This is a genomic window from Sabulicella glaciei, assembly GCF_026183895.1.
In the GTDB taxonomy this organism is placed as follows: domain Bacteria; phylum Pseudomonadota; class Alphaproteobacteria; order Acetobacterales; family Acetobacteraceae; genus Roseococcus; species Roseococcus glaciei.
The window spans coordinates 149,123-170,137 of the sequence record NZ_JAPFQI010000002.1 but is presented as its reverse complement, the minus strand read 5'-3'; the positions used below and the strand labels follow the sequence as shown (position 1 = coordinate 170,137).

Annotated in this window: 17 protein-coding genes; 4 read left to right on the top strand and 13 right to left on the bottom strand. The window is 70.0% G+C overall.

Annotated elements, in window-relative coordinates; translation table 11 throughout:
* Positions 1-29 precede the first annotated feature (29 nt).
* The 3 genes from gorA to OF850_RS06040 are packed head-to-tail and all read right to left on the bottom strand — an operon-like array spanning position 30 to position 3,956.
* Positions 30-1,427, bottom strand: coding sequence for a glutathione-disulfide reductase (gene gorA / locus OF850_RS06050; RefSeq protein WP_301589032.1), 1,398 nt, complete (start codon positions 1,425-1,427; stop codon positions 30-32).
* On the bottom strand, positions 1,414-2,487 hold the full coding sequence (locus OF850_RS06045; RefSeq protein ID WP_301589031.1) for a class I SAM-dependent methyltransferase: 1,074 nt from the start codon (positions 2,485-2,487) through the stop codon (positions 1,414-1,416). Before OF850_RS06045 ends, gorA begins: the two co-directional genes overlap by 14 nt.
* A complete protein-coding gene (locus OF850_RS06040) occupies positions 2,484-3,956 on the bottom strand; it encodes an NAD-dependent succinate-semialdehyde dehydrogenase (RefSeq protein ID WP_301589029.1) in 1,473 nt (490 codons plus the stop codon). Before OF850_RS06040 ends, OF850_RS06045 begins: the two co-directional genes overlap by 4 nt.
* A gap of 108 nt (positions 3,957-4,064) precedes the next feature.
* Here OF850_RS06040 and OF850_RS06035 point away from each other — a divergent pair, with 108 nt between their 5' ends.
* The gene (locus OF850_RS06035) at positions 4,065-4,853 is read left to right on the top strand and encodes a cyclase family protein (RefSeq protein WP_301589027.1); all 789 of its coding nucleotides are present in this window, start codon (positions 4,065-4,067) and stop codon (positions 4,851-4,853) included.
* Positions 4,854-4,858: 5 nt separating this feature from the next.
* Entirely contained in the window at positions 4,859-5,806 is a 948-nt protein-coding gene (locus tag OF850_RS06030) for a tripartite tricarboxylate transporter substrate binding protein (protein ID WP_301589026.1), read from the top strand.
* A 48-nt stretch (positions 5,807-5,854) separates the two neighbouring features.
* On the opposite strand, the gene glmS is transcribed toward OF850_RS06030, so the two are convergent.
* Both glmS and glmU read right to left on the bottom strand, forming a co-directional pair.
* Positions 5,855-7,678 (bottom strand): glutamine--fructose-6-phosphate transaminase (isomerizing), encoded by a 1,824-nt coding sequence (gene glmS, locus OF850_RS06025; RefSeq protein ID WP_301589024.1) that lies wholly within the window; start codon positions 7,676-7,678, stop codon positions 5,855-5,857.
* 4 nt (positions 7,679-7,682) lie between these two features.
* Positions 7,683-8,984, bottom strand: a complete 1,302-nt coding sequence (gene glmU, locus OF850_RS06020) for a bifunctional UDP-N-acetylglucosamine diphosphorylase/glucosamine-1-phosphate N-acetyltransferase GlmU (RefSeq protein WP_301589022.1) — start codon at positions 8,982-8,984, stop codon at positions 7,683-7,685.
* 207 nt (positions 8,985-9,191) lie between these two features.
* Here glmU and OF850_RS06015 point away from each other — a divergent pair, with 207 nt between their 5' ends.
* Together OF850_RS06015 and OF850_RS06010 are read left to right on the top strand one after the other, a co-directional pair.
* Positions 9,192-10,394: an RNA-guided endonuclease InsQ/TnpB family protein gene (locus tag OF850_RS06015; RefSeq protein ID WP_301589020.1), complete on the top strand. Its 1,203-nt coding sequence runs from the start codon at positions 9,192-9,194 to the stop codon at positions 10,392-10,394.
* 92 nt (positions 10,395-10,486) lie between these two features.
* Complete coding sequence (locus OF850_RS06010) at positions 10,487-11,113, top strand: HAD-IA family hydrolase (protein WP_301589018.1); 627 nt, start codon at positions 10,487-10,489, stop codon at positions 11,111-11,113.
* Here OF850_RS06010 and OF850_RS06005 read toward each other — a convergent pair.
* The 8 genes from OF850_RS06005 to phoB all read right to left on the bottom strand — a co-directional run bounded on the left by OF850_RS06005 (position 11,098) and on the right by phoB (position 21,007).
* Positions 11,098-11,799 (bottom strand): ABC transporter ATP-binding protein, encoded by a 702-nt coding sequence (locus OF850_RS06005; RefSeq protein WP_301589016.1) that lies wholly within the window; start codon positions 11,797-11,799, stop codon positions 11,098-11,100. The two genes, OF850_RS06010 and OF850_RS06005, sit on opposite strands and share 16 nt — an antisense overlap.
* A complete protein-coding gene (locus OF850_RS06000; RefSeq protein WP_301589015.1) occupies positions 11,792-12,553 on the bottom strand; it encodes an ABC transporter ATP-binding protein in 762 nt (253 codons plus the stop codon). The genes OF850_RS06005 and OF850_RS06000 overlap by 8 nt, the downstream gene beginning before the upstream one ends.
* Positions 12,550-14,349, bottom strand: coding sequence for an ABC transporter permease (locus OF850_RS05995; RefSeq protein WP_456313807.1), 1,800 nt, complete (start codon positions 14,347-14,349; stop codon positions 12,550-12,552). Before OF850_RS05995 ends, OF850_RS06000 begins: the two co-directional genes overlap by 4 nt.
* 30 nt (positions 14,350-14,379) lie before the next feature.
* Positions 14,380-15,588: an ABC transporter substrate-binding protein gene (locus OF850_RS05990; protein ID WP_301589014.1), complete on the bottom strand. Its 1,209-nt coding sequence runs from the start codon at positions 15,586-15,588 to the stop codon at positions 14,380-14,382.
* Between the two features lie 60 nt (positions 15,589-15,648).
* Positions 15,649-16,785, bottom strand: coding sequence for an acyl-CoA dehydrogenase family protein (locus OF850_RS05985; protein ID WP_301589013.1), 1,137 nt, complete (start codon positions 16,783-16,785; stop codon positions 15,649-15,651).
* A 40-nt stretch (positions 16,786-16,825) separates the two neighbouring features.
* Positions 16,826-18,028 carry an acyl-CoA dehydrogenase family protein gene (locus OF850_RS05980; protein WP_301589012.1) on the bottom strand — a complete coding sequence of 401 codons (1,203 nt, stop codon included), beginning with the start codon at positions 18,026-18,028 and terminating at the stop codon, positions 16,826-16,828.
* A gap of 55 nt (positions 18,029-18,083) precedes the next feature.
* On the bottom strand, positions 18,084-20,165 hold the full coding sequence (locus tag OF850_RS05975) for a 3-hydroxyacyl-CoA dehydrogenase NAD-binding domain-containing protein (RefSeq protein ID WP_301589010.1): 2,082 nt from the start codon (positions 20,163-20,165) through the stop codon (positions 18,084-18,086).
* A gap of 131 nt (positions 20,166-20,296) precedes the next feature.
* Positions 20,297-21,007: a phosphate regulon transcriptional regulator PhoB gene (gene phoB, locus OF850_RS05970; RefSeq protein WP_301589009.1), complete on the bottom strand. Its 711-nt coding sequence runs from the start codon at positions 21,005-21,007 to the stop codon at positions 20,297-20,299.
* Between the last annotated feature and the right edge of the window lie 8 nt (positions 21,008-21,015).

Below are 21,015 nucleotides of genomic sequence, written 5' to 3'. Positions count from 1 at the left end.
GGGAGATTAGGCCAGCGCGTCCCCCTTGCCTACTCCGCCGCGTAGCCATGGGCCGGCGTTTCCTCCACTCCCGCCACGCGGGTGCGGGTCCGCAGCGTCACGAACTCCTCCGCCGCCGTGGGATGGATGCCGATGGTGCGGTCGAAATCCGCCTTGGTCGCGCCCATCACCACGGCGATGCCGATGCCCTGCATGATCTCCGCCGAATCCTCGCCCAGCATGTGGGCGCCAAGGACGCGCTGGCTCACCTGGTCCACCACCAGCTTCATCAAGGTCTTGCGCCCCTCGCGCTTGCTGATGGTGTGGCGCATGGGCGTGAAGTGGGTGACGTAGATGTCGGTCGGGCCGCGCGCGGCTGCCTCCGCCTCGGTCAGCCCGACCGTGGCGATGGGGGGCGAGGTGAAGACGGCCGTAGGGACGTTCTCGTAGCTGGCCTTGCGCGGGTTCTTGCCGAACAGCGTGTCGGCCAGGGCATGGCCCACCGCCGTCGCCATGGGGGTCAGGTTCAGCCGGTCCGTCACGTCGCCCACGGCGAAGATGTGCGGAACATTGGTCGCGTGCTCGGCATCCACGGGGATGGCGCCGTTCTCCGCGACGGACACGCCCGCCTTTTCCAGCCCCAGCCCGCGCGTGTTGGGATCGCGCCCGGTGCAGAAGAACACCGCGTCCACCTCACGCGTGAAGTCGGTGGAAAGGGTGAGGAGGGTACAGTCCTCCATCTTGCTCAACCGCACCGGCGCAGTGCCGGAGGTCATGGTGATGCCCTGGGCAGACATCGCCTCCATGACCGAGGCGCGGATGTCGCGGTCGAAGCCGCGCAGCGGCAGGTCGCTGCGGAAGATCACCTCCACTTCCGCGCCCAGGCCGCGCAGGAGACAGGCGAATTCAAGGCCGATATAGCCGGAGCCGATCACCGCCACGCGCTTCGGCAACGCCTTCAGCGTGAACAGGTCGTCGCTGATCAGGCCCAGCTCCGCGCCGGGGATGTCGAGCCGCGTCGCCCAGCCGCCCGTGGCCACGACGATCCGCAAGGCCGTGACGCGCTCCCCGCCCACATCCAGCGTGTGCGGGTCGAGGAAGGTGGCGCGGGCGTCGAAGACGGTGCAGCCCGCCCCGGCCAGCATGCGGCCATAGATGCCGGAAAGCCGCGCCACCTCGGCGTCGCGCGCCGCGGCGAGCCGCGCCCAGTCATGGCCGTGATTCTCGATGTTCCAGCCGAAGGCGGCGGCGTCCTCCGCCCACATCCCGTACTCGGCGGCGTTGACCATGATCTTCTTGGGCACGCAGCCCACGTTGACGCAGGTGCCGCCCCAGAACCGCTCCTCGGCCACCGCGACCTTCGCGCCGTGCCCGGCGGCGATGCGCGCGAGCCGCACCCCCGCGCTGCCCCCGCCGATCACGAACAGGTCGAAGTCATGCTGGGGCATCGGCGAAATCCTCACGGGGTGTGGCGTGGATCAGGTGGGCGCGAAACGTCGCGGGGTGCTGGACGAAGACCGGCTCCCAGCCGGCGCGGCGCAGGGCTTCCAGCAGGAACTCCTTTTGGAAGCCCAGCTCCATCCAGCCGCGCTCGATCGCCTCGATGGAGATGCCGTCGAGGCGCGGGCCCCAGGGGTAGGGCACGGGGCCGGCGGTCATGCCGTCGGGGACGATGGGCTCGCCGCACAGGATCAGGCGGCCGCCGGGGTTGAGCCGGGCGCGCAGGCGGCGCAGCAGGGGCATGAAGTCAGCGGCGTGGTGGAAAGCCTCGAAGAACAGGATCGCGTCGAAGCGCTGATCACCGAAGCCCTCGCCGAACAGTCCCTGCTCGCAGAGGACGGACAGCCCCATCGCCCCGGCCTGGCGCTCGATCAGGCGCAGGTATTCCGGCTCCACGTCCACGGCATGGCAGCGATACCCCATGCGGGCAAGGCTGAGCAGGAACTGCCCCGTGCCCGCGCCGTATTCCAGCACCGTGGCGGGCGGCGGCAGCGGGAGGGCGCGCAGCATGGCGGCGTGGGCGTCCAGGAACTCCGCCACCAAGGCCGGGTCGCGGAAATCCCAGGGCGACAGGCCACTCCACAGGTCGCGGTCCTGCATGCCGTGGCCTAGGCGCTCATCCTGGTGCGGGTCGTAGCCGGGGCGGCCGCGCAGCGTGGCGAGCAGTGCCATGGCGCGCGCCGCGTAGTCCGGCGAGAACGGGTCGAGGGCGCGCATCTCCGCCACCTCGGGCGGCGGGTCGAGCATGAGGCGGCACAGCGCGTCGTAGAGAGCGCGCGCCTCGGCAGGCGGCGCCTCGCGCAGCGCCTGGATGCGCGCGCGCATCGCCTCCAGCGTTTCCACCGCCTCGCGGGGCTGGGACGTGGCCTCGTCCGGCGGCGGTGGGGTGGGGAGAGGTTCGGGCAGGCCGAGCACCGGGCGGAGCCGGGCCTGGGCACCCGGCGGCAGGTGGCGCCAGACGCGCCGTGCCGCCGGGTGGGCGATCACCTTGTCGCGAAGACGGCTCAAATCCCGCCCAGCGCGAGGTACTTGATCTCCAAGTAGTCGTCGATGCCGTACTTGCTGCCCTCGCGGCCGAGGCCCGACTGCTTCACACCGCCAAAGGGCGCCACCTCGGTGGAGATGATGCCTTCGTTGATGCCGATGATGCCGGCTTCCAGCCCCTCGGCCACGCGGAAGATGCGGCCGACGTCGCGCGCGTAGAAATACGCCGCCAGTCCGAACTCGCTGTCATTGGCCAGCCTGATGCCCTCCTCCTCCGTTTTGAAGCGGAAGAGCGGCGCGACGGGACCGAAGGTTTCCTCGCGGAAGATCTGCGCGTCCTGCGGCACGTTCGTGAGGATGGTGGGCTGGAAGAAATTGCCTCCCTTCTCGTGCCGCTCGCCGCCGGCCACCACCAGCGCGCCGCGCTTGAGCGCGTCCGCGATGTGCTCCTCCACCTTCTTCACCGCGTCGGGGTTGATGAGCGGCCCCTGGGTCACGCCCGGCTCCATGCCGTTGCCGACCTTCAGCGCGGACACCGCGTCCTTCAGCTTGGCGGCGAAGGCGTCGTACACGCCCTCCTGCACCAGGATGCGATTGGCGCAGACGCAGGTCTGCCCGGTGTTGCGGTACTTGGACGCCATGACGCCCTGCACCGCCGCGTCGAGGTCGGCATCGTCGAAGACCAGGAAGGGCGCGTTGCCGCCCAGCTCCATGGAGGTCTTCTTGATGGTCGGCGCGCATTGCTCCAGCAGGATGCGCCCCACCTCGGTCGAGCCGGTGAAGGACAGCTTGCGCACCGCCGGGTTGCCGGTGAGTTCCGCCCCCGTCTCGCCGGACGGGCCGGTGATGACGTTGCACACGCCCTTCGGCATGCCCGCGCGCTCCGCCAGCACAGCCAGCGCCAGGGCGGAGAAGGGCGTCTGCGAGGCCGGGCGGATCACGCCGGTGCAGCCCGCCGCCCAGCCGGGGCCGGCCTTGCGGGTAATCATCGCGGCGGGGAAGTTCCAGGGCGTGATGGCGGCGAAGACGCCGATCGGCTCCTTCAGCACCAGGACGCGGCGGCCCTGCTGGTTGTGCGGGATCACATCGCCATAGACGCGCTTCCCTTCCTCCGCGAACCACTCGATGAAGGAGGCGGCGTAGGCCACCTCGCCCTTCGATTCCGCCAGCGGCTTGCCCTGCTCGGCCGTCATGATGGCGGCGAGGTCGTCGGCATTGGCCAGCATCAGGTCATGGAGCTTGCGCAGGATCGCCGCGCGCTCCTTCGCGAGCATCTTGCGCCAGGCGGGCAGCGCCGCCTCGGCCGCCGCAATCGCGCGGGCGGTCTCGGCGCGGCCCATGGCCGGCACCTCGCCCACCACCTCGCCCGTCGCCGGGTTGCGGACGGCAATGCGCTTGCCACTGTCGGCCTGAACCCACTCGCCGTTGATGCAGTTGGACTGCCGCAGGAGGTCCGGATCCTTCAGGGGCAGCTTCGCGGTGGTGTCGAGCATGGGCTGGTTCCTCCGTTCCCGCCCGCAAGATAGGCAGCCCGGCCCCGGTTGTCAGCCGCGCGGGGCCGTGGGTAGCCTCGCGCCCGACGCAAGGGGAAGGAACGCGCCATGCCGCGCCGCATCGTGGACATCTCAGTGGCGCTGACCGCCGGCATCCGCAGCGACCCGCCGCACATGCTTCCGCAGATCGAGTACATCGGCCACCACGCCACGGCTCCCGGCATGGCCGCGACCATGGGCGTGCCCGTGGATGCGCTGCCCGAGGGCGAGTACGCGGCGGTGGAGCGGGTGACGCTGTCCACCCACAACGGCACCCACCTGGACGCGCCGTACCACTTCTTCTCCCGCATGAACGAGAGGACGGTGCCGGGCGGCGAGCCGTCCTGGCGCATCGACGAGGTGCCGCTGGACTGGTGCTTCCAGCCCGGCGTGAAGCTGGATTTCCGCCACCTGCCCGACGGTCACGTCGTCTCGGCGAAGGAGGTGGAGGCGGAGCTGGCACGCATCGGCCACGTGCTGAAGCCCCTGGAGATCGTGCTGGTGAACACCGCCGCCGGCGCCCGCTACGGGCAGGAGGATTTCCTCGACAGCGGCTGCGGCATGGGGCGCGAGGCGACGTTGTTCCTGGTCGAGCGCGGCATCCGCGTCGTCGGCACGGATGGCTGGAGCTGGGATGCCCCCTTCTCCCACACCGCGAAGCGCGTGAAGGAGACGGGCGACGCCTCCTTGATCTGGGAGGGGCACCGCGTCGGGCGCGACATCGCCTATTGCCACATGGAGAAGCTGTCGAACCTGGAGGCCCTGCCTTCGAGCGGCTTCACCGTCGCCTGCTTCCCGGTGAAGGTGCATCGCGGCAGCGCGGGCTGGACCCGCGCCGTGGCGATCCTCGAGGAGTGACCGCCATGCTGCGCCGCGCCCTGCTCGCCCTGCCCTTTCTCGCTCTTCCCGCCGCCGCGCAGGAATGGCGGCCGGAGCGGCCGATGACGATCGTCCTGCCCTATGCGCCCGGCTCCGCCGCCGATGGCTATAGCCGCGCCATGGGCGAGCATTTCACCCGCGTGCTCGGCCAGCCCGTCACCGTGATCAACCGCGACGGCGGCTCCGGCACGGTCGGCATGCGCGTCGTGGCGCAGGCGGCGCCGGACGGGCTCACCCTCGGCATCACGCCGATGACGCCGGTGGTGGTGCAGCCGCACATGGTCCGCAACCTGGGCATCGGGCCGGACAGCTTCGCGCCGGTCTGCGGCATCGCCGAGAACATCCTGGGCGTGGTGGTGCGCGAGGACAGCCCGTTCCGCTCGCTGACGGACCTCGTGGAGGAGGCGAAGCGCCGGCCGCTTTCCTATGGCAGCCCGGGGCCGAACTCCCTGCCCTTCCTGGGCGTCTGGCGCGTGCAGCGCAGCGCGGGCGGCAGCTTCGAGCACATCCCCTTCCGCGGCGACCCGCCCTCCATGACCGAGACCCTGGCCGGGCGGCTGGATTTTTCCGCCGTGGTGGTGGCCTCGGCGTCGGGGCAGATCGCCTCGGGCCGGATGCGGCTGATCGGCGTCTTCTCCGACCGCCGCCACCCCGACTTCCCGGACGTGCCGACGGCCCAGGAGCAGGGGCTGGACGCGGTGCAACTCTCCTTCGTGGGCATGTACGCGCCGCGCGGCACGCCAGAGCCGACCTTGCAGGTGCTGGAGCGCGAGTGCCGCAACGCGATGGAGACCGACACCTTCCGGCAGGTGGCGCGGCAGCTCAACGTCGTCGCCGGCTTCCGCTCGCGCGAGGAGTTCTCGGCCATGGTGCGCGACGAATACGCGAGCTTCGGCACCATCCTGCCGCAGCTGGGCGTGCGGCCGGAGTAGCGCCGGGCTCGATCCACTGCGGCGCTCGCCGCAGTGGATGGGGGAGCGCTACTCCACTGTCACGCTCTTCGCCAGGTTGCGCGGCTGGTCCACGTCGGTGCCCTTCAGCACGGCGACGTGATAGGCGAGAAGCTGCACCGGGATGGCGTGCAGGATGGGCTGCGCGATCGGCTCCACCTCCGGCAGCTCGATCACCGCCTCGGCGAAGCGGCGCAGCGCGGGCGCGCCGGCCGCGTCGGTGAAGGCCATGATGCGTCCGCCGCGCGCCGCCGCCTCCTGCAGATTGCTCAGCGTCTTCTCGAAGAGCGGCCCGCTCGGACAAAGGGAGATCACCGGCACGGCGCTGTCGATCAGCGCGATGGGGCCGTGCTTCATCTCGCCCGCGGCATAGCCCTCGGCGTGGATGTAGCTGATCTCCTTCAGCTTCAGCGCGCCTTCCATGGCAATGGGGAACATCGGCCCACGCCCCAGGAACAGCACGTCGCGCGCCTTCGCCACCTCGGCGGCCAGCTCGCGGATCTGCGCGTCCTTTTCCAGCACCAGCGCGGCGTTGTGCGGCAGGGTGAGCAAAGCCTGGGTCAGCCGCCCCTCGTCCAGCGTGGACAATTCGCGCCGTGCGCGGCCCATGCCGATGGCCAGGCAGGCCAGCACCGCCAGCTGCGCCGTGAAGGCCTTGGTGGAGGCCACCCCCACCTCCGGCCCCGCCACGGTCAGCACCGTCGCGTCGCTTTCGCGCGCCATGGAGCTCTCGGGCACGTTGACCACGGACAGCACCTTCTGCCCCCGCTCACGCAGCAGCTTCAGCGCCGCCATGGTGTCCGCCGTTTCGCCGGACTGGGAGACGAGGATGGCCGCGCCCCCTTCGGACAAAGGCGGGTCGCGGTAGCGCAGCTCGCTCGCCACGTCGGCATCCACGGGGATGCGCGCCAGGCGCTCGATCCAGTAGCGCCCCACCTGCCCGGCCAGGAAGGCGGAGCCGCAGGCCGAGACGGTGAGGCGCGGCACGCGAGCGGGGTCGAAGGGCAGGCGCGGCAGCCGCACTTCCAGCGTCTTGGGGTCCAGGTACTGCCGCAGCGTGTCGCCCAGCACCGCCGGGTGCTCGTGCAGCTCCTTTTCCATGTAGTGGCGGTAGTTGCCCTTGCCCGTCGCGGCGCCGGACACGGCGGTGGTGCGGATCTCGCGCTCCACCTCTTCGCCATCCACGTCAAAGAAGCGCGCGCTGCCGCAGTCGAGGATGGCGTGGTCGCCCTCCTCCAGATAGGCGATGCGGCGGGTCAGCGGCGCCAGGGCCAGCGCGTCGGAGCCGACGAACATCTCGCCCTCGCCGAAGCCGACGGCGAGCGGCGCGCCCTGGCGAGCGCAGATCATCAGCTCGGGCCGCCCGGCGAAGATCAGCGCCACGGCAAAGGCGCCATGGACGCGCTTCAGCGCGGCAGCCGCCGCCTCCTCCGGCTCCAGGCCCCCCGCCAGCAGGTGGTCCACGAGGCGGCAGAAGGTTTCCGTGTCGGTTTCGGTCTCGAAGACGGCGCCCTCGGCTTCCAGCTCCGCGCGCAGCTCGGCGTAGTTCTCGAAGATGCCGTTGTGGACGACCGCGACGCGCGTGGTGGCGTGGGGGTGGGCATTGCGCTCCACCGGCGCGCCATGGGTGGCCCAGCGCGTGTGGCCGATGCCGGTGGTGCCGGCCAGGCCCTCGCGCTCCAGCACGGTGGCGAGGTTGCCGAGCTTGCCCTCGGCGCGGCGGCGCTCGATGTGGCCGTTCACCAGCGTGGCCAACCCCGCGCTGTCATAGCCGCGATACTCCAGCCGGCGCAGCGCCTCGAGCAGCCTGGGCGCCACCTCGTCCTTGCCGACAATCCCGACAATGCCGCACATGCCCTTACTTCCCCTTGCCCTTGAAGCCGCGCCCCGGCTTGTTCACCTGCCGCCCGCGCGCGATGGCGAGCGCGTCGTCCGGCACTTCCTCGGTCACCACGCTGCCTGCGGCCACCAGCGCCCGTGCCCCAACCCGCACCGGCGCGACCAGCGCGGTGTCGGAGCCGATAAAGGCGCCCTCGCCGATCACGGTGCGGTGCTTGCGGATGCCGTCATAATTGCAGGTGATGGTCCCGGCGCCGATATTGGCCCGCGCGCCCACCGTCGCGTCACCAATGTAGCTCAGATGGTTCGCCTTGGCGCCCCGCCCAAGCGTCGCCGCCTTCAACTCCACGAAATTGCCCACATGGGCCTCTTCCCCCACCTCGGTGCCCGGGCGCAGCCGCGCGTAGGGGCCAATCACCGCCCCAGCGCGCACCACGCAATCTTCCAGATGTGAGAAGGCTCGGAGGGTCGCTCCGGTTTCCACCGAAACGCCTGGCGCGAAAACCACGTGCGGCTCCACCACCACGTCGGGGGCGAGGCACGTGTCCCAGGAGAACTGCACCGTCTCCGGCGCCACCAGCGTCACCCCGGCTTCCATGGCGGCCAGGCGAAGTCGCTGCTGGATCTCGGCCTCGGCCATCGCCAGCTCGGCGCGGCTGTTGATGCCGCGAAGCTCCGCCTCCGGCGCTTCCACGGCGCGGACGCGTAGCCCCTCGCCATGGGCCAGGGCCACCACGTCAGTCAGGTAGAATTCGCCCTGCCGGTTGTCGTTCCGCAGCGCCCCCAGCCAGCGGAACAGCCGCCCGGCCTCGGCGCAGACCACCCCTGCATTGCAGAGGGGAATGGCGCGCTCCTCCTCCGAGGCATCCGCCCATTCGACGATGCGCTCCACCTGTCCCGAGGTGCCCTGCACCACGCGGCCATACTTGCCCGGGTCGGCGGGGCGCATGGCCAGCAGCGCCAGGTCGGCGCCTGTCCGCGCCTCCACCAGCCGGCGCAGCGTTTCCGGCGCGATCAGCGGGTTGTCGCCATAAAGCACCGCCACGTCGCCGCTGAAGCCTTCGAGCAGGGGCGCGGCCATGCGGGCGGCGTGGCCCGTCCCGAGCCGCTCCGCCTGCACCACCGTGGCGTGGGGGGCGACGGCCTTTTCCAGCGCCTCCATCCCAGGACCGACCACCACCACCACCCGGTCGAACACGCCCTCGCAGGCCGCCAGCAGGTGCCGGATCATTGGCCGTCCGGCGAGGCGGTGCATGACCTTGGGCAAGGCGGATTTCATGCGGGTCCCCTGACCCGCAGCAAGGATGATGGCGGCGCGCATGAAGTGATCCCTGTCCCCGTGGGAAGGAGAGTCCCGACGGGCCCTCAGGTTGCCCGTAGTCAAGCGGAACGGGCGCGGCAAGACTACCCCCGGTGACCAGAGATCGGCCGCAAGCCCGATCCTTTAGGGCCGGGTCAGGCCATCAATGGCGCGTATGCGCCAAGAATGCTGTTGCCGACGCCGCATGGAACACAATAAGAACATTCTGTGCTGATCCGCAAGGCCCATGTTTTTCGCCTTGATCCGACGCCTGAGCAGGCGGCGGTGCTGTGGGCGTGGATCGGCTCAGTGCGCTGTGTCTACAACCTCGCTCTCGAACAGCGACGGGACTGGTATCAGCCCGGCCGGAGGTTCAACTTCGCCAGCCAGTGCCGCGAGGTCACGGCGCTCCGGGCAGAGTTCGACTGGCTCCAGGATGTGCCGGTCCATCCGCTGCAACAGGCGGTGAAGGACCTCGACCGCGCCTATCAGAACTGGTGGGAAGGTCGTGCTCGGGCACCGACGCCGCGCAAGCGCGGCAAGAACGACGCGATGCGCTTCCCGGATCCGGCCACGTTCGCCTTCCGGCGCTTGTCGCGCCGGGTGGGCGAGTTGAAGCTGCCGAAGCTCGGTTGGGTGCGGCTCCGCTGGGATCGGGAGATCCCCGGCGAGGTGAAGAACATCACCGTCTCGCGGCGGGCTGGCCTCTGGCAGATCGCCGCTCAGTACGAGCTTGAGATCGCTGATCCGGCACCATCAGCCTTGCCAGTGGTGGGCATTGACCGGGGCGTGAACGTGTTCGCCGCCCTGTCGGACGGCACGATGATCGAGCCTGCCAACTGCGGAAAGAAAGCGCTTCGGGCGCTGGCTCGCGCCCAGCGCAAGCTGGCGCGCAAGAAGCGCGGGTCAAACAACAGGAGAAAGCAAGTCCGCCGCGTGGCGCGGCTGCATCTGTGTGTCTCAAACGCGCGCAAGGACTTCCTGCACAAAGTCTCGACCGCCATTGCCAAGAACCACGGCGTGGTCGTGCTGGAGAAGCTGGAAGTCCGCAACATGGTCCGCTCGGCAGCCGGGACCGTGGAAGAGCCTGGCACGAATGTGCGGGCCAAGTCCGGGCTGAACCGCGCCATTCTCGATCAGGGATGGGGCATGTTCGACCGATTCCTTGGCTACAAGCTGCCAGAACGAAGTGGGCGCACGGCGCATGTCCCCGCTCGGAACAGCAGCCGGGAATGTTCGGCCTGTGGCCTTGTGGATGAGCGGAACCGGCAGGGCTCGCGCTTTCTCTGCGTCCGCTGCGGCCATGTGGAGCATGCCGACCTGAACGCCGCGAAGGTGATCAAACGGCGGTGGGGCACACCGTTGCTGCCTGTGGAGGGTGGCCGCAAGGCGCCCGCCGAAGCAGGAACCAGCCAGAGGGCGGCAGCATGAACGTCAGGCCGCCCTCGGGAACCCCAGCCCTTCAGGGCCAGGAGGATGTCAGGCTTTCTTGCGGCGTCTTGCGGGGCACGATAGGCGGGGTCATGCCCCTTGCCATCTTCGACCTGGACGGGACGCTGGTGCACAGCGCCCCGGACATCGCCGCTGCGCTGAACCGCCTCATGGCGCGTCGCGCCCTGCCCCCCTTCGCCCTGCCGGAGGTTCAGGCGATGATCGGCGACGGCGCGCGCGCCCTGCTGGCCAAGGCCTTCGCCGCGCGCGGCGCCGCCTGGGGCGAGGAGGATTTCGGGAGCTTCCTGCCGGACCTGGAGGCCAACAGCGCCGTGCTCTCCCGACCCTTCCCCGGCATTCCAGAGGCGCTGGCGGGGCTGGCCGAGGCCAGGTGGGGCCTCGCCGTCTGCACCAACAAGCCCATCGCTGCCACGCGCGCCCTGCTGGAGGGGCTGGGCCTGGCCGGGCGCTTCTCGGTCGTGCTGGGCGGCGACAGCCTTTCCGTCCGCAAGCCCGACCCGGGCCATGTGCGCGGCGTGCTGGAGGCGGCGGGCGCGGCGCCGGGCGAGGCGGTGATGATCGGCGACCACGCCAACGACGTGCTGGCCGCGCGCGGCGCCGGGGTGCGCAGCGTCTTCGCCGCCTGGGGCTATGGCGCCGACCCGGGCGCGGACGCGGTCGCGTTCTCGCCGGCGGAGTTGCTTCAGACCGTCAGATAGGCGGCCCGCGCCGCCTCGTCGGCCATCAGCGCCTGCATCGTGCCCTCCCAGCGGATCGCGCCCTTTTCCAGCACCAGGGCGCGGTCGCTGACGAGGCGCGCGAAATGCAGGTTCTGCTCGGAGATGAGCACGGTCAGCCCCTCCCGCTTCAGCTGCAGGATGGCGTCGGCCATGCGCTCCACGATCACGGGAGCCAGCCCTTCGCTCGGCTCGTCCAGCAGAATGAGGCGCGGATTGCCCATCAGCGTACGGGCGATGGTGAGCATTTGCTGCTCGCCGCCGCTCATCCGCCCGCCCGGCCGCGCCATCATGGCGCCCAGGCTGGGAAAGAGCGCGGCGATGCGCGCCGGCGTCCAGGACGCTAGGCCGGCGGGGGCCGGGCGGCGGCCCACCTCCAGGTTCTCGGCCACGGTCAACTCGCTGAAGATGCGCCGCTCCTCCGGCACGTAGCCCAGGCCGCGTCGCGCGATCGCGAAGGGCTCGCGCCCCGCCACCTCCTCTCCTCGGAAGCGGACCGAGCCGGAGGAAGGGCGCACCAGCCCCATCACCGCCTTCATGGTCGTGCTCTTGCCCGCGCCGTTGCGGCCAAGCAGCGCCACCACCTCCCCCTCCCGCGCCGCGAAGGACACGCCGTGCAGGATGTGGGCGCGGCCGTAATGCGCATGCAGCGCCGAAACCTCAAGCATGGCCGTGCGTCGCCCCGGTGCCGAGATACACCTCCCGCACCCGCGCATCGGCGCGCACGGCTTCGGGCGCGCCCTCCGCGATGGGGCGGCCACGGTCGAGAACCAGGATGCGGTCGGCGTGGCCGAACACCACGTCCATGTCGTGCTCGGTGAACAGGACGGCGATGCCGCCGTCGCGTGCGATGCGCGCGGTGAGTTCCATCAGCGCCACGCGCTCGGCCGGGGCCATACCAGCCGTCGGCTCGTCCATCAGAAGCAGGGCGGGGTCGTTGGCGAGCGCGATGGCGAGTTCCACCCGCTTCAGGTCGCCATAGGCCAGGACACCGCAGGGGCGAGCCGCCTGCGCCGCCATCCCCACCCGCTCCAGCAGGGCAAGTGCCCGCGCCGGGTCCTCGCGCCCCACGGGGTTCCACAGGTCGAACAGGCGGCGACGGTGGGAGAGCAGCGCCATCTGCACGTTCTCCAGCACCGTCATGGAGCCGAAGGTGGCGGTGATCTGGAAGGTGCGCCCCACCCCCATGCGCCAGACGCGGCGCGGGGCCATGCCGGTGATGTCCTCCCCGCGCAGCCGCACCTCGCCGCAGTCGGGGCGCAGCTGGCCGTTCAGCATGTTGAAGCAGGTGGATTTTCCGGCGCCGTTCGGTCCGATCAGCGCCAGCAGCTCGCCGGCCGCGACGCGCAGCGTCACCCCGGCCACGGCGTGCACGCCGCCGAAGCTCTTGTGCAGGTCGGTGGCTTCCAGCGTCGCGCTCACCCGCGCCTCCGCGCCACCCCGGCCAGTCCCTGCGGGAAGAACAGCACCAGCAGGAGGATCACCGTGCCAAGGAGCAGGCGCCACAGGTCGAAGAGCCGCATCAGCTGCTCATGGATCCAGGTATAGGCCAGGGCACCGACGATGGGCCCGCTGACGGTCTGAACGCCGCCCAACAGCACCATCAAGAGCGCGTCCACCGAGCGCGGGATGGCCATGTAGGTCGGGAAGACGCTGCCCTTGCTGTAGGCAAAGAGCCCGCCGGCGATCCCCGCCGCCACGGCCGCCAGGGTGAAGGCGGCCCAGCGTATGTGGAACCCGTCCATGCCGATCGCCTCCGCCCGCAGGGGCGAGTCGCGGCCGGCGCGCAGCGCGTAGCCGAAGGGCGCGAAGATCGCCCGGCGCAGCAGCAGCGTCGCCGCCACGCAAAGCGCCAAGGTCAGGTAGTAGAAAACCAGCTTCGGCTGCGCCCAGGCCGAGGGCCAGACGCCGAGGATGCCGTTGTCGCCCCCCGTGAGTTCGACCCACTGAAAGGCCGCCGACCAGGCGATCTGCGCGAAGGCCAGGGTCAGCATGGCGGCATAGACGCCCGACAGCCGCACGCAGAACCAGCCGAACACGACGCCCGCCAGCCCGGCGGCGAAGGGCGCGCCGACCAGCCCCAATTCCATCGGCGCGGCGAAATGCTTGACCAGCAGCGCCGCGCCATAGGCGCCCAGGCCGAAATAGGCAGCGTGGCCGAAGCTCGCCATGCCGCCTGGCCCCATGATGAAGTGCAGCGAGGCCGCGAAGAGCACCATGATCGCGATCTCGGTGAAGACGATCAGGGCGAAGTCGCCAAGGAAGGGCGGCACGAGGACGGCCAGCGCCAGCAGGGCAAGGAGGAGCCAACGCCCCCAGCCCGGCGTCGCCTCCAGCGGCGGCTCCACCGCCTGCGCCACGTGGGCGGAGGAAGGCGGGCGGCCCAGCAGCCCGTGTGGCCGCACCACCAGCACGGCCGCCATCACCAGGAAGGCCAGGACCAGCGTGATCTTCGGGAAGATCAGGATGCCGAAGGCCTGCATCTGGCCGATCAGCATCGCTGCCAGGAAGGCCCCGGGCAGGGAGCCCAGCCCGCCGACCACCACCACCACGAAGGCCTCGGCGATGACCGCGAGGTCCATCTGGAGGTTCACGCTTTCGCGCGGCAATTGCAGCGCCCCGCCCAGCCCAGCGAGGATAGAGCCCAGAAAGAACACGGTGGTGAAGAGCATGCGCTGGTTCACCCCCAGCGCGCCCACCATCTCCCGGTCCGCCGTCGCGGCGCGGACCAGCGTGCCCCAGCGCGTGCGGTGGAAGAGCAGCCAGAGCAAGCCGAGCACCACGGGCCCGACCGCGATCAGGAATAGTTCATAGAGGGGGAAGCGCACCCCCAGCACCTCGGTCGCGCCGCGCAGCCCCGGGGCGCGCGGGCCGAGCAGGTCCTGCGGGCCCCAGATCAGCAGGGCGAGGTCCTGCACGATCAGCACGACGCCAAAGGTGGCAAGAAGCTGGAAGAGTTCCGGCGCCTTGTAGATGCGGCGCAAGAGCAGCACTTCGATCAGCACGCCAATGACGCCGACGATCAGCGCCGCGGCCAGCACCCCGCCCCAGAAGCCGAGATGCCCGCGCGGCAGGACCGTGACCAGCGTCCAGGCCAAATATGCGCCCAGCATGTAGAAGGAGCCGTGCGCGAAGTTCACGATGCGCGTGACGCCGAAGATCACCGTCAACCCGGAGGCGACAAGAAACAGCGACGAGGCGGAGGCGAGGCCAGACAGCCCCTGGACGAGAAGGTTTTCCAGGGCGGGCTAGGCCTGCGGCCGCAATCCGCGCACCACGTCGTCGGGCGGCAGGTAGTTGCGCCCGTCGGCATAGCGCCAATCCACCATCACCCCACGTCCGCTCCGCACCGCCGTGCGCCCGACATAGGCACCCGAGGTGGATTGGTGGTCGAGGTCGCGGAACTCGACCTCGGTCTCGCCGAAGGCGGAGGGGAAGCGCAACCCGCGCATCGCCTCGATCATGCGGTCCGTGTCCGTGCCTTCCGACCTGCGCAGCATGGTCGCGATGGCGGTGACGGTGTCATAGGCGACGACGCTGCCCAGGCGCGGATGATCGCGGAACCGGGCGCGATACGCGTCGCGGAAGCGGCGATGGCCCTCGGTGTTGATGTCCTGCCAAGGATAGCCGGTGACGATCCAGTTCTCCGGCGCCTCGTCGCCCAGCGGATCAAGGTATTCGGGCTCTCCGGTCAGGAGCGAAACGACGCGGCGGCGGTCGAACAGCCCGCGCGTGGAGCCCTGGCGAACGAAATTCGTCAGGTCGGCCGCGAAGGTGACGTTGAAGATCGCCTCGGGGTTCGCACCGGCCAGGGCCTGGACCGTGGCGCCGGCATCGATGCGGCCCAGGGCCGGGAACTGCTCCGCCACGAACTGCACGTCGGGCTTGGCGCGGGTGAGCAATTCCTTGAACCAGCGCACCGAGGACTGGCCGTATTCGTAATTGGGCGCCACCGTGGCCCAGCGCCGGGCGGGCAGCTTCGCCGCCTCCTCCACCAGCATGGCGCATTGCATGTAGGTGGAGGCACGCAGCCGGAAGGTGTAGCGGTTGCCCCGCGCCCAGACGAGGGCGTCGGTCAGCGGCTCCGACGCCACGAAGAGGCGGCGATTCTGGTTGGCGAAATCCGCGATGGCGAGGCCGACATTGGACAGGAAGCCGCCGGCCAGCAGGTGGACGCGCTCGTTGTTGATCAACTCGCCGGCATGGCGCACCGCGTCCTCGGGACGGCCGGCATCGTCGCGGAACACCGTCTCGATCCGGCGGCCATTCACGCCGCCGGCGGCGTTCACCTCGTCCACCGCCATGGTCCAGGCATTGCGGTAGGGGATGAGGAAGGCGGGCTGCGACGAATAGGAGTTGATCTCGCCGATGCGGATCGGCCCTTCCTGCGCCTGCACCACGGGCGCGGCCAGAACCGCGCCACCCGCCAGGATCGCCCCACGACGCCCGAGAATCATCGCCATCTCCCCGCAGCTTGCGGCGCGAAGCAAAGCAAGCCCCGCGCCGCGCCGCAAGGACTAAGCGGCCTGCACAAGCCCTCCGGCGTCGGACAGCGCCCGCAGATGGTGGTCCGTGTCGCCGAAGGTGGCCTCGTTCACCGTCAGTCGCTTGAAGTAGTGACCGGCGGCGTATTCCATCGTCATGGCGATGCCGCCATGCAATTGGATGCTGTGCTGGCCCACCAGGCGGCTGGCTCGGCCGACCTGCACCTTCACCGCGTGCATGTCGCGTCGCCGCTCCTCCGCATTCTCGCCGCGCGAGGCCATGGCGGCGAAATACGCCATGGAGCGCGACTGCTCGATCGCCACCAGCATGTCCGCGGCCTTGTGCTGCAGAGCCTGGAAGGTGCCGATGGGGCGGCCGAACTGGGTGCGGGTCTTCATGTAGTCCAGGGTCATGGCGTGCACGACATCCATCGCCCCCACCGCCTCGGCGGCCAGGGCGGCGATTGCCTCGTCCACCACCCGGTCCACGAGGTCCATGCCGTCCTCGCTCAGGCAATGACTGGCGCGGGCGTTCTCGAAGGCCACCTCGGCCGCGCGGCTGCCATCCACCTGGCGGAAGCCCTTGACCGAGGAAGCCTCGGACTTCGGCACCAGGAAGACGCCCACGCCCTGCCGGTCGCGCTGGCCGCCGCCGGTGCGGGCGGTGACGACGAAGTGGTCCGCCGTGTCGCCGTGCAGCACCATGCCCTTGCGGCCGGTGATGGCCCAGCCGGAGCCGTCGCGCTTCGCCGTCGTCTGCACGTCATGCAGGTCGTAGCGGGACTGGCGCTCCTGCTGCGCGAAGGCGAGCAGCGTCTCGCCCGAAGCGATGCCGGGCACCAGTTCGCCACGCAGCCTGGCATCGGCGCCGTGGCGCAGGAAACCGCCGCCCAGCACCAGGGTCGAGAACCAGGGCTCCAGCGTGATCGAGCGGCCCATCTGCTCGGCCAGGATCAGCATCTCCTCGGCGCCGCCGCCGAAGCCGCCATCCTCCTCGCTGAAGGGCAGGCCCAGCAGGCCGAGCTCGGCATACTGGGCCCACATCTCACGGCTCCAGCCCGTCTCGCCCGCGATGAAGCCGCGACGGGCCTCGAAGCCGTAGCGGTCCGTGAGGGTGCGGCGGATGCTGTCCTGGAGCAGCGACTGCTCCTCGTTCAGGTCGAAATCCATGTCGTGTCAGAGTCTCCCAGGGCGCGCTCGCGCGCCCGCTTCAAAGGCCGAGGAAGGCCTTGGCCATGATGTTGCGCTGGATCTCGTTGGACCCGCCATAGATGCTCTGCTTGCGCCAGTTGAAGTAGATGCCCGCCAGGCCGAAGGCCCAGTCCGGCGCCACCTCCCACTCGTTGCTGCCTTCCATCTCCGGGTCGCCATCCACCCAGGCATAGGGGCCGGCCGCCTTCATCAGCAGCTCCGACACGCCCTGCTGGATCTCGGTGCCCTTGATCTTCAGCACGGAGGTCGTGGGGTCGGGCTTGCCGGTGCCGGCGCGCTTCGTTTCGTTGGCGATGACGCGCATCACGGTCATCTCCAGCGCCTTCAGCTCCACCTCCATCTCGGTCACCTGGCGGCGGAACTCCGGGTCCTCGATCAGCGGGCGGCCATTGTCGAGGGTTTCCTTGGCGATGGTCTTGAGGCGGCGGATGCGCTCGCGGCTCGCGCCCACGCGGGCTTGGCCGAAGCGCTCATTGCCCAGCAGGAACTTGGCGCAGTCCCAGCCCTTGTTCTCCTCGCCGACCAGGTTCTCGGCCGGGACCTTCACGTCGTCGAACCAGACCTCGTTCACCTCGTGCCCGCCCTCGATGGTGATGATCGGGCGCACCGAGATGCCGGGGGTCTTCATGTCCACGAGGAAGAAGGAGATGCCCTCCTGCTTCTTCGCCTCCGGGTTGGTGCGGGCGAGGACGAAGATCCAGTCGGCGTGCTGCGCCAACGTGGTCCAGGTCTTCTGGCCGTTGATGACCCAGCCGTCGCCCTCGCGCACCGCCTTGGTCTTGAGACCGGCGAGGTCGGAGCCGGCGCCTGGCTCGCTGAAGCCCTGGCACCACCAGTCGTCCAGGTTGAGCATGCGCGGCAGGAAGCGCTTCTTCTGCTCCTCCGTGCCGAACTCGATGATCACGGGGCCGCACATGTTGATGTTGAAGCCGAGCGGCGAGGGCGCCGGCCACATCTGCAGCTCCTCGCGGAAGATGTATTTCTGCGCCGGGGTCCAGCCCGGACCGCCATGGTCCTTCGGCCATTCCGGGGCGGCCCAGCCACGCGCGTTCAGCTTGCGCTGCCATTCCACCACCATGTCCTTGGTGGGGGACTTGCCGGCGATCATGTGCTGCCGCGTGGACTCGGGCAGCTCGGCGGCCAGGAAGTCGCGAACCTCCTGGCGGAAGGCCTTCTCGGCGTCGGTGAACTTCAGTTCCATGTTCGTCTCCTTGCGACCGGCGATGGACGCCGGGCGTTCCGCCCGGCGATCGCGGTCAGGCTGCCTTCTTCTGGCCCATGGCGGAGAAGGAACCGCCTTCGGCGGCCAGCTTCTCGATCAGCGCGGCGGGCTTGAGGTTGGGATCGTTGGTGGTTTCGGCATAGTGGGCCAGCTTGTCGCGCACGGCCTTCATGCCCATGCGGTCGGCCCAGAACATGGGACCGCCGCGCCAGGCCGGCCAGCCGAAGCCGTTGGCGAAGATCACGTCGATGTCGATGGCGCGGGAGGCGATGCCCTCCTCCAGGATGCGCGCGCCCTCGTTCACCATGGGCAGCAGCATCCGCTCAAGGATCTCGGAATCCTCGATCTTGCGGCGCTTCACCTGGTGCTTCTCGCTCATCTCGGTGATGAGCTTCTCCACCTCCGGGTCCGGCTGGCGCTGACGCTTCTCGTCATACACGTACCAGCCCTTGCCGGTCTTCTGGCCGTAGCGCCCGGCGGCCACGATGGCATCGGCGATGGGCGCCGTGGTGCCGCGCGCCTTGCGGACCGCCGCGCCGATGTCGAGCCCGGCGAGGTCGCCCGTGGCGCAGGGCCCCATGGCCATGCCGTAGCCTTCCATCACCCGGTCGATGTCCTGCGGCAGGGCACCTTCCAGCAGCAGGCGCTCCAGCTGGAAGCCGCGCTTGCCGGTCATGCGGTTGCCGACGAAGCCGTCGCAATTGCCGACGACCACGTTCACCTTGCCGATGCGCTTGCCCACATCCATCGCGGTGGCGATCGCCTCCCAGGAGGAGGCCTTGCCGCGCACGATCTCGAGCAGCTTCATCACGTTGGCGGGCGAGAAGAAGTGCATCCCCACCACGAATTCCGGCCGCTTGGTCGCGGAGGCGATGGCGTCGATGTCGAGGGTGGAGGTGTTGGAGGCCAGCACGATGCCCGGCCGCGCCAGTTCGTCCAGCTTCGCGAAGACCTGCTTCTTCACGCCCATGTCCTCGAACACCGCCTCGATGACGATGTCGGCCTCCTTCACCACGTTCCAGTCGGTGGAGCCGGACAGCAGGGCGCGGCGCTTCGCATAGTCTTCCTGCGAAAGCTTGCCGCCGGAAACGCTGCGCTCCCAGTTCGCCTCGCACTTCTTCAGCCCGCGGTCGAGCGCGTCCTGCGCCTGTTCCAGCACCGTGACCGGGATGCCGTTATTGGCGAAGCTCATCGCGATGCCGCCGCCCATGGTGCCGGCGCCGATCACCACCGCCTTCTTCACCGGCAGGGGCTGCGTGCCCTCGGGCATGCCCGGGATGCGCGCGGTCTCACGCTCGCCGAAGAAGATGTGGCGCAGCGCGTGGCTCTGCTCCCCGGAGACGAGGCGCTGGAACTGCTCGCGCTCCACGTTCAGCCCCTCCTCGAAGGGCATGGTCATCGCGGCGCGCACGGCGGCGGCGCAGCCCTTGGGGCTTTCCTGCCCGCGCGAGCGCTTGAGCAGCCCAGCCGCGGCGGCGTCGAAGGCCGCCATGTCGGCCCCCCTGATCTTGTCGTCGCGCTTGCGGGCCAGGGTGAAGGAACGGCCGGCATTCTCCCGCGCCCAGGCCACGGCCGCCTGCTCCAGCGGGCCTTCCACCACCGCGTCGATGAAGCCGAGCTTCAGCGCCTCGGCCGCCTTCACCGGCTCGCCGGAGACGATCATCTTCAGCGCCGTCTCGCCGCCGATCAGGCGCGGCAGGCGCTGGGTGCCGCCCGCGCCGGGCACGAAGCCGCGCTTCACCTCGGGCAGGCCCAGCTGCGCCGTGGGCGAGGCCACGCGGGCGTGGCAGGCCAGCGCCAGCTCGAGCCCGCCACCCAGGGCGGAGCCGTGGATGGCCGCGACGACCGGGACGCGGCTGTTCTCGATGGCGTCGAACACCTCAGGAAGCGAGGGGGGCTGCCGGGGCTTGTTGAACTCCGTCATCTCCGCCCCCGCGGAGAACATCCGGCCGGCGCCGATGAGCACGATGGCCCGTGCGCCTTCCTTCAGCGCGGCGGCGATGCCCTCGTGCAGGCCGGCGCGCACGCCAGTCCGCAGCGTGTTCACCGGCGGGTTGGCGATCCTGAGGATGTGGATGTCGCCATCGCGGTCATGTTCGACGAAGCTTTGTTCCATGGGCGGTCCCTCCGGTGCCGACGCCCGACCGACCGGTCGGTCGGCCGAGGGCCGCCGGCCTGCCAGGGCGGGCTTTGGGGCGGAGTGTCCGGCCTCGCGAGGCGCGCGTCAACGGGCGTGCGCGGCCCCGGTCATTCCGTGTCCAGCGCGTAGCCGGCGGAGCGGACGGTGCGGATCAGGTCCGACTCGCCCTCGCCGTTGATGGCCTTGCGGAGGCGCCGGATATGCACGTCCACCGTCCGCAGCTCCACATGGATGTCCCGGCCCCAGACCGCATCCAGCAGCTGCTCGCGCGAGAAGACGCGGCGCGGGTGGGACAGAAAGTATTCGAGCAGCCGGTACTCGGTCGGGCCGAGATGGACGGGCCGGCCGCCCCGGGTGACCCGGTGCGCGTCCTGGTCCATGACGAGGTCGGCGAAGGCGAGCGACCCTTTCTCCGCCACGGCGGCGGAGCGGCGCAGCAGCGCCCGGATCCGGGCCAGCAGCGCCTCCACCGCGAAGGGCTTGGTGATGTAGTCGTCGGCGCCGGTGTCGAGCGCCCGGACCGCGTCCATGTTCTCCGTGCGGGCGGTGACCATGATCACCGGCAGGTCGCGCGTCGCCGGACGGCGGCGGATCTGCCGGCAGACCTCGATGCCGGAAAGCGAGGGCAGCATCCAGTCCAGCAGGACAAGGTCGGGCTTGCTTTCTGCGATGCGCAGCAGCGCCTCCTGCCCGTCCGTCGCTTCTTCCACCCGGAAGCCCTGCTTCTCGAGGTTGTAGCGCAGGAGGGTGAGGAGCGCCGCCTCGTCCTCCACCACCAGGATGCTTGGCCGCGTGCCGCCCCCGAACCCGTCTGGCATGTCCTGAC

Coding starts and splice junctions, on each gene's coding strand:
- gorA (WP_301589032.1), bottom strand. CDS start 1,427: ATGCCCCAGCATGACTTCGACCTGTTCGTGATCGGCGGGGGCAGCGCG.
- OF850_RS06040 (WP_301589029.1), bottom strand. CDS start 3,956: ATGCTCGACACCACCGCGAAGCTGCCCCTGAAGGATCCGGACCTCCTG.
- OF850_RS06035 (WP_301589027.1), top strand. CDS start 4,065: ATGCCGCGCCGCATCGTGGACATCTCAGTGGCGCTGACCGCCGGCATC.
- OF850_RS06030 (WP_301589026.1), top strand. CDS start 4,859: ATGCTGCGCCGCGCCCTGCTCGCCCTGCCCTTTCTCGCTCTTCCCGCC.
- glmS (WP_301589024.1), bottom strand. CDS start 7,678: ATGTGCGGCATTGTCGGGATTGTCGGCAAGGACGAGGTGGCGCCCAGG.
- glmU (WP_301589022.1), bottom strand. CDS start 8,984: ATGCGCGCCGCCATCATCCTTGCTGCGGGTCAGGGGACCCGCATGAAA.
- OF850_RS06010 (WP_301589018.1), top strand. CDS start 10,487: ATGCCCCTTGCCATCTTCGACCTGGACGGGACGCTGGTGCACAGCGCC.
- OF850_RS06005 (WP_301589016.1), bottom strand. CDS start 11,799: ATGCTTGAGGTTTCGGCGCTGCATGCGCATTACGGCCGCGCCCACATC.
- OF850_RS05990 (WP_301589014.1), bottom strand. CDS start 15,588: ATGATTCTCGGGCGTCGTGGGGCGATCCTGGCGGGTGGCGCGGTTCTG.
- OF850_RS05985 (WP_301589013.1), bottom strand. CDS start 16,785: ATGGATTTCGACCTGAACGAGGAGCAGTCGCTGCTCCAGGACAGCATC.
- OF850_RS05980 (WP_301589012.1), bottom strand. CDS start 18,028: ATGGAACTGAAGTTCACCGACGCCGAGAAGGCCTTCCGCCAGGAGGTT.
- OF850_RS05975 (WP_301589010.1), bottom strand. CDS start 20,165: ATGGAACAAAGCTTCGTCGAACATGACCGCGATGGCGACATCCACATC.
- phoB (WP_301589009.1), bottom strand. CDS start 21,007: ATGCCAGACGGGTTCGGGGGCGGCACGCGGCCAAGCATCCTGGTGGTG.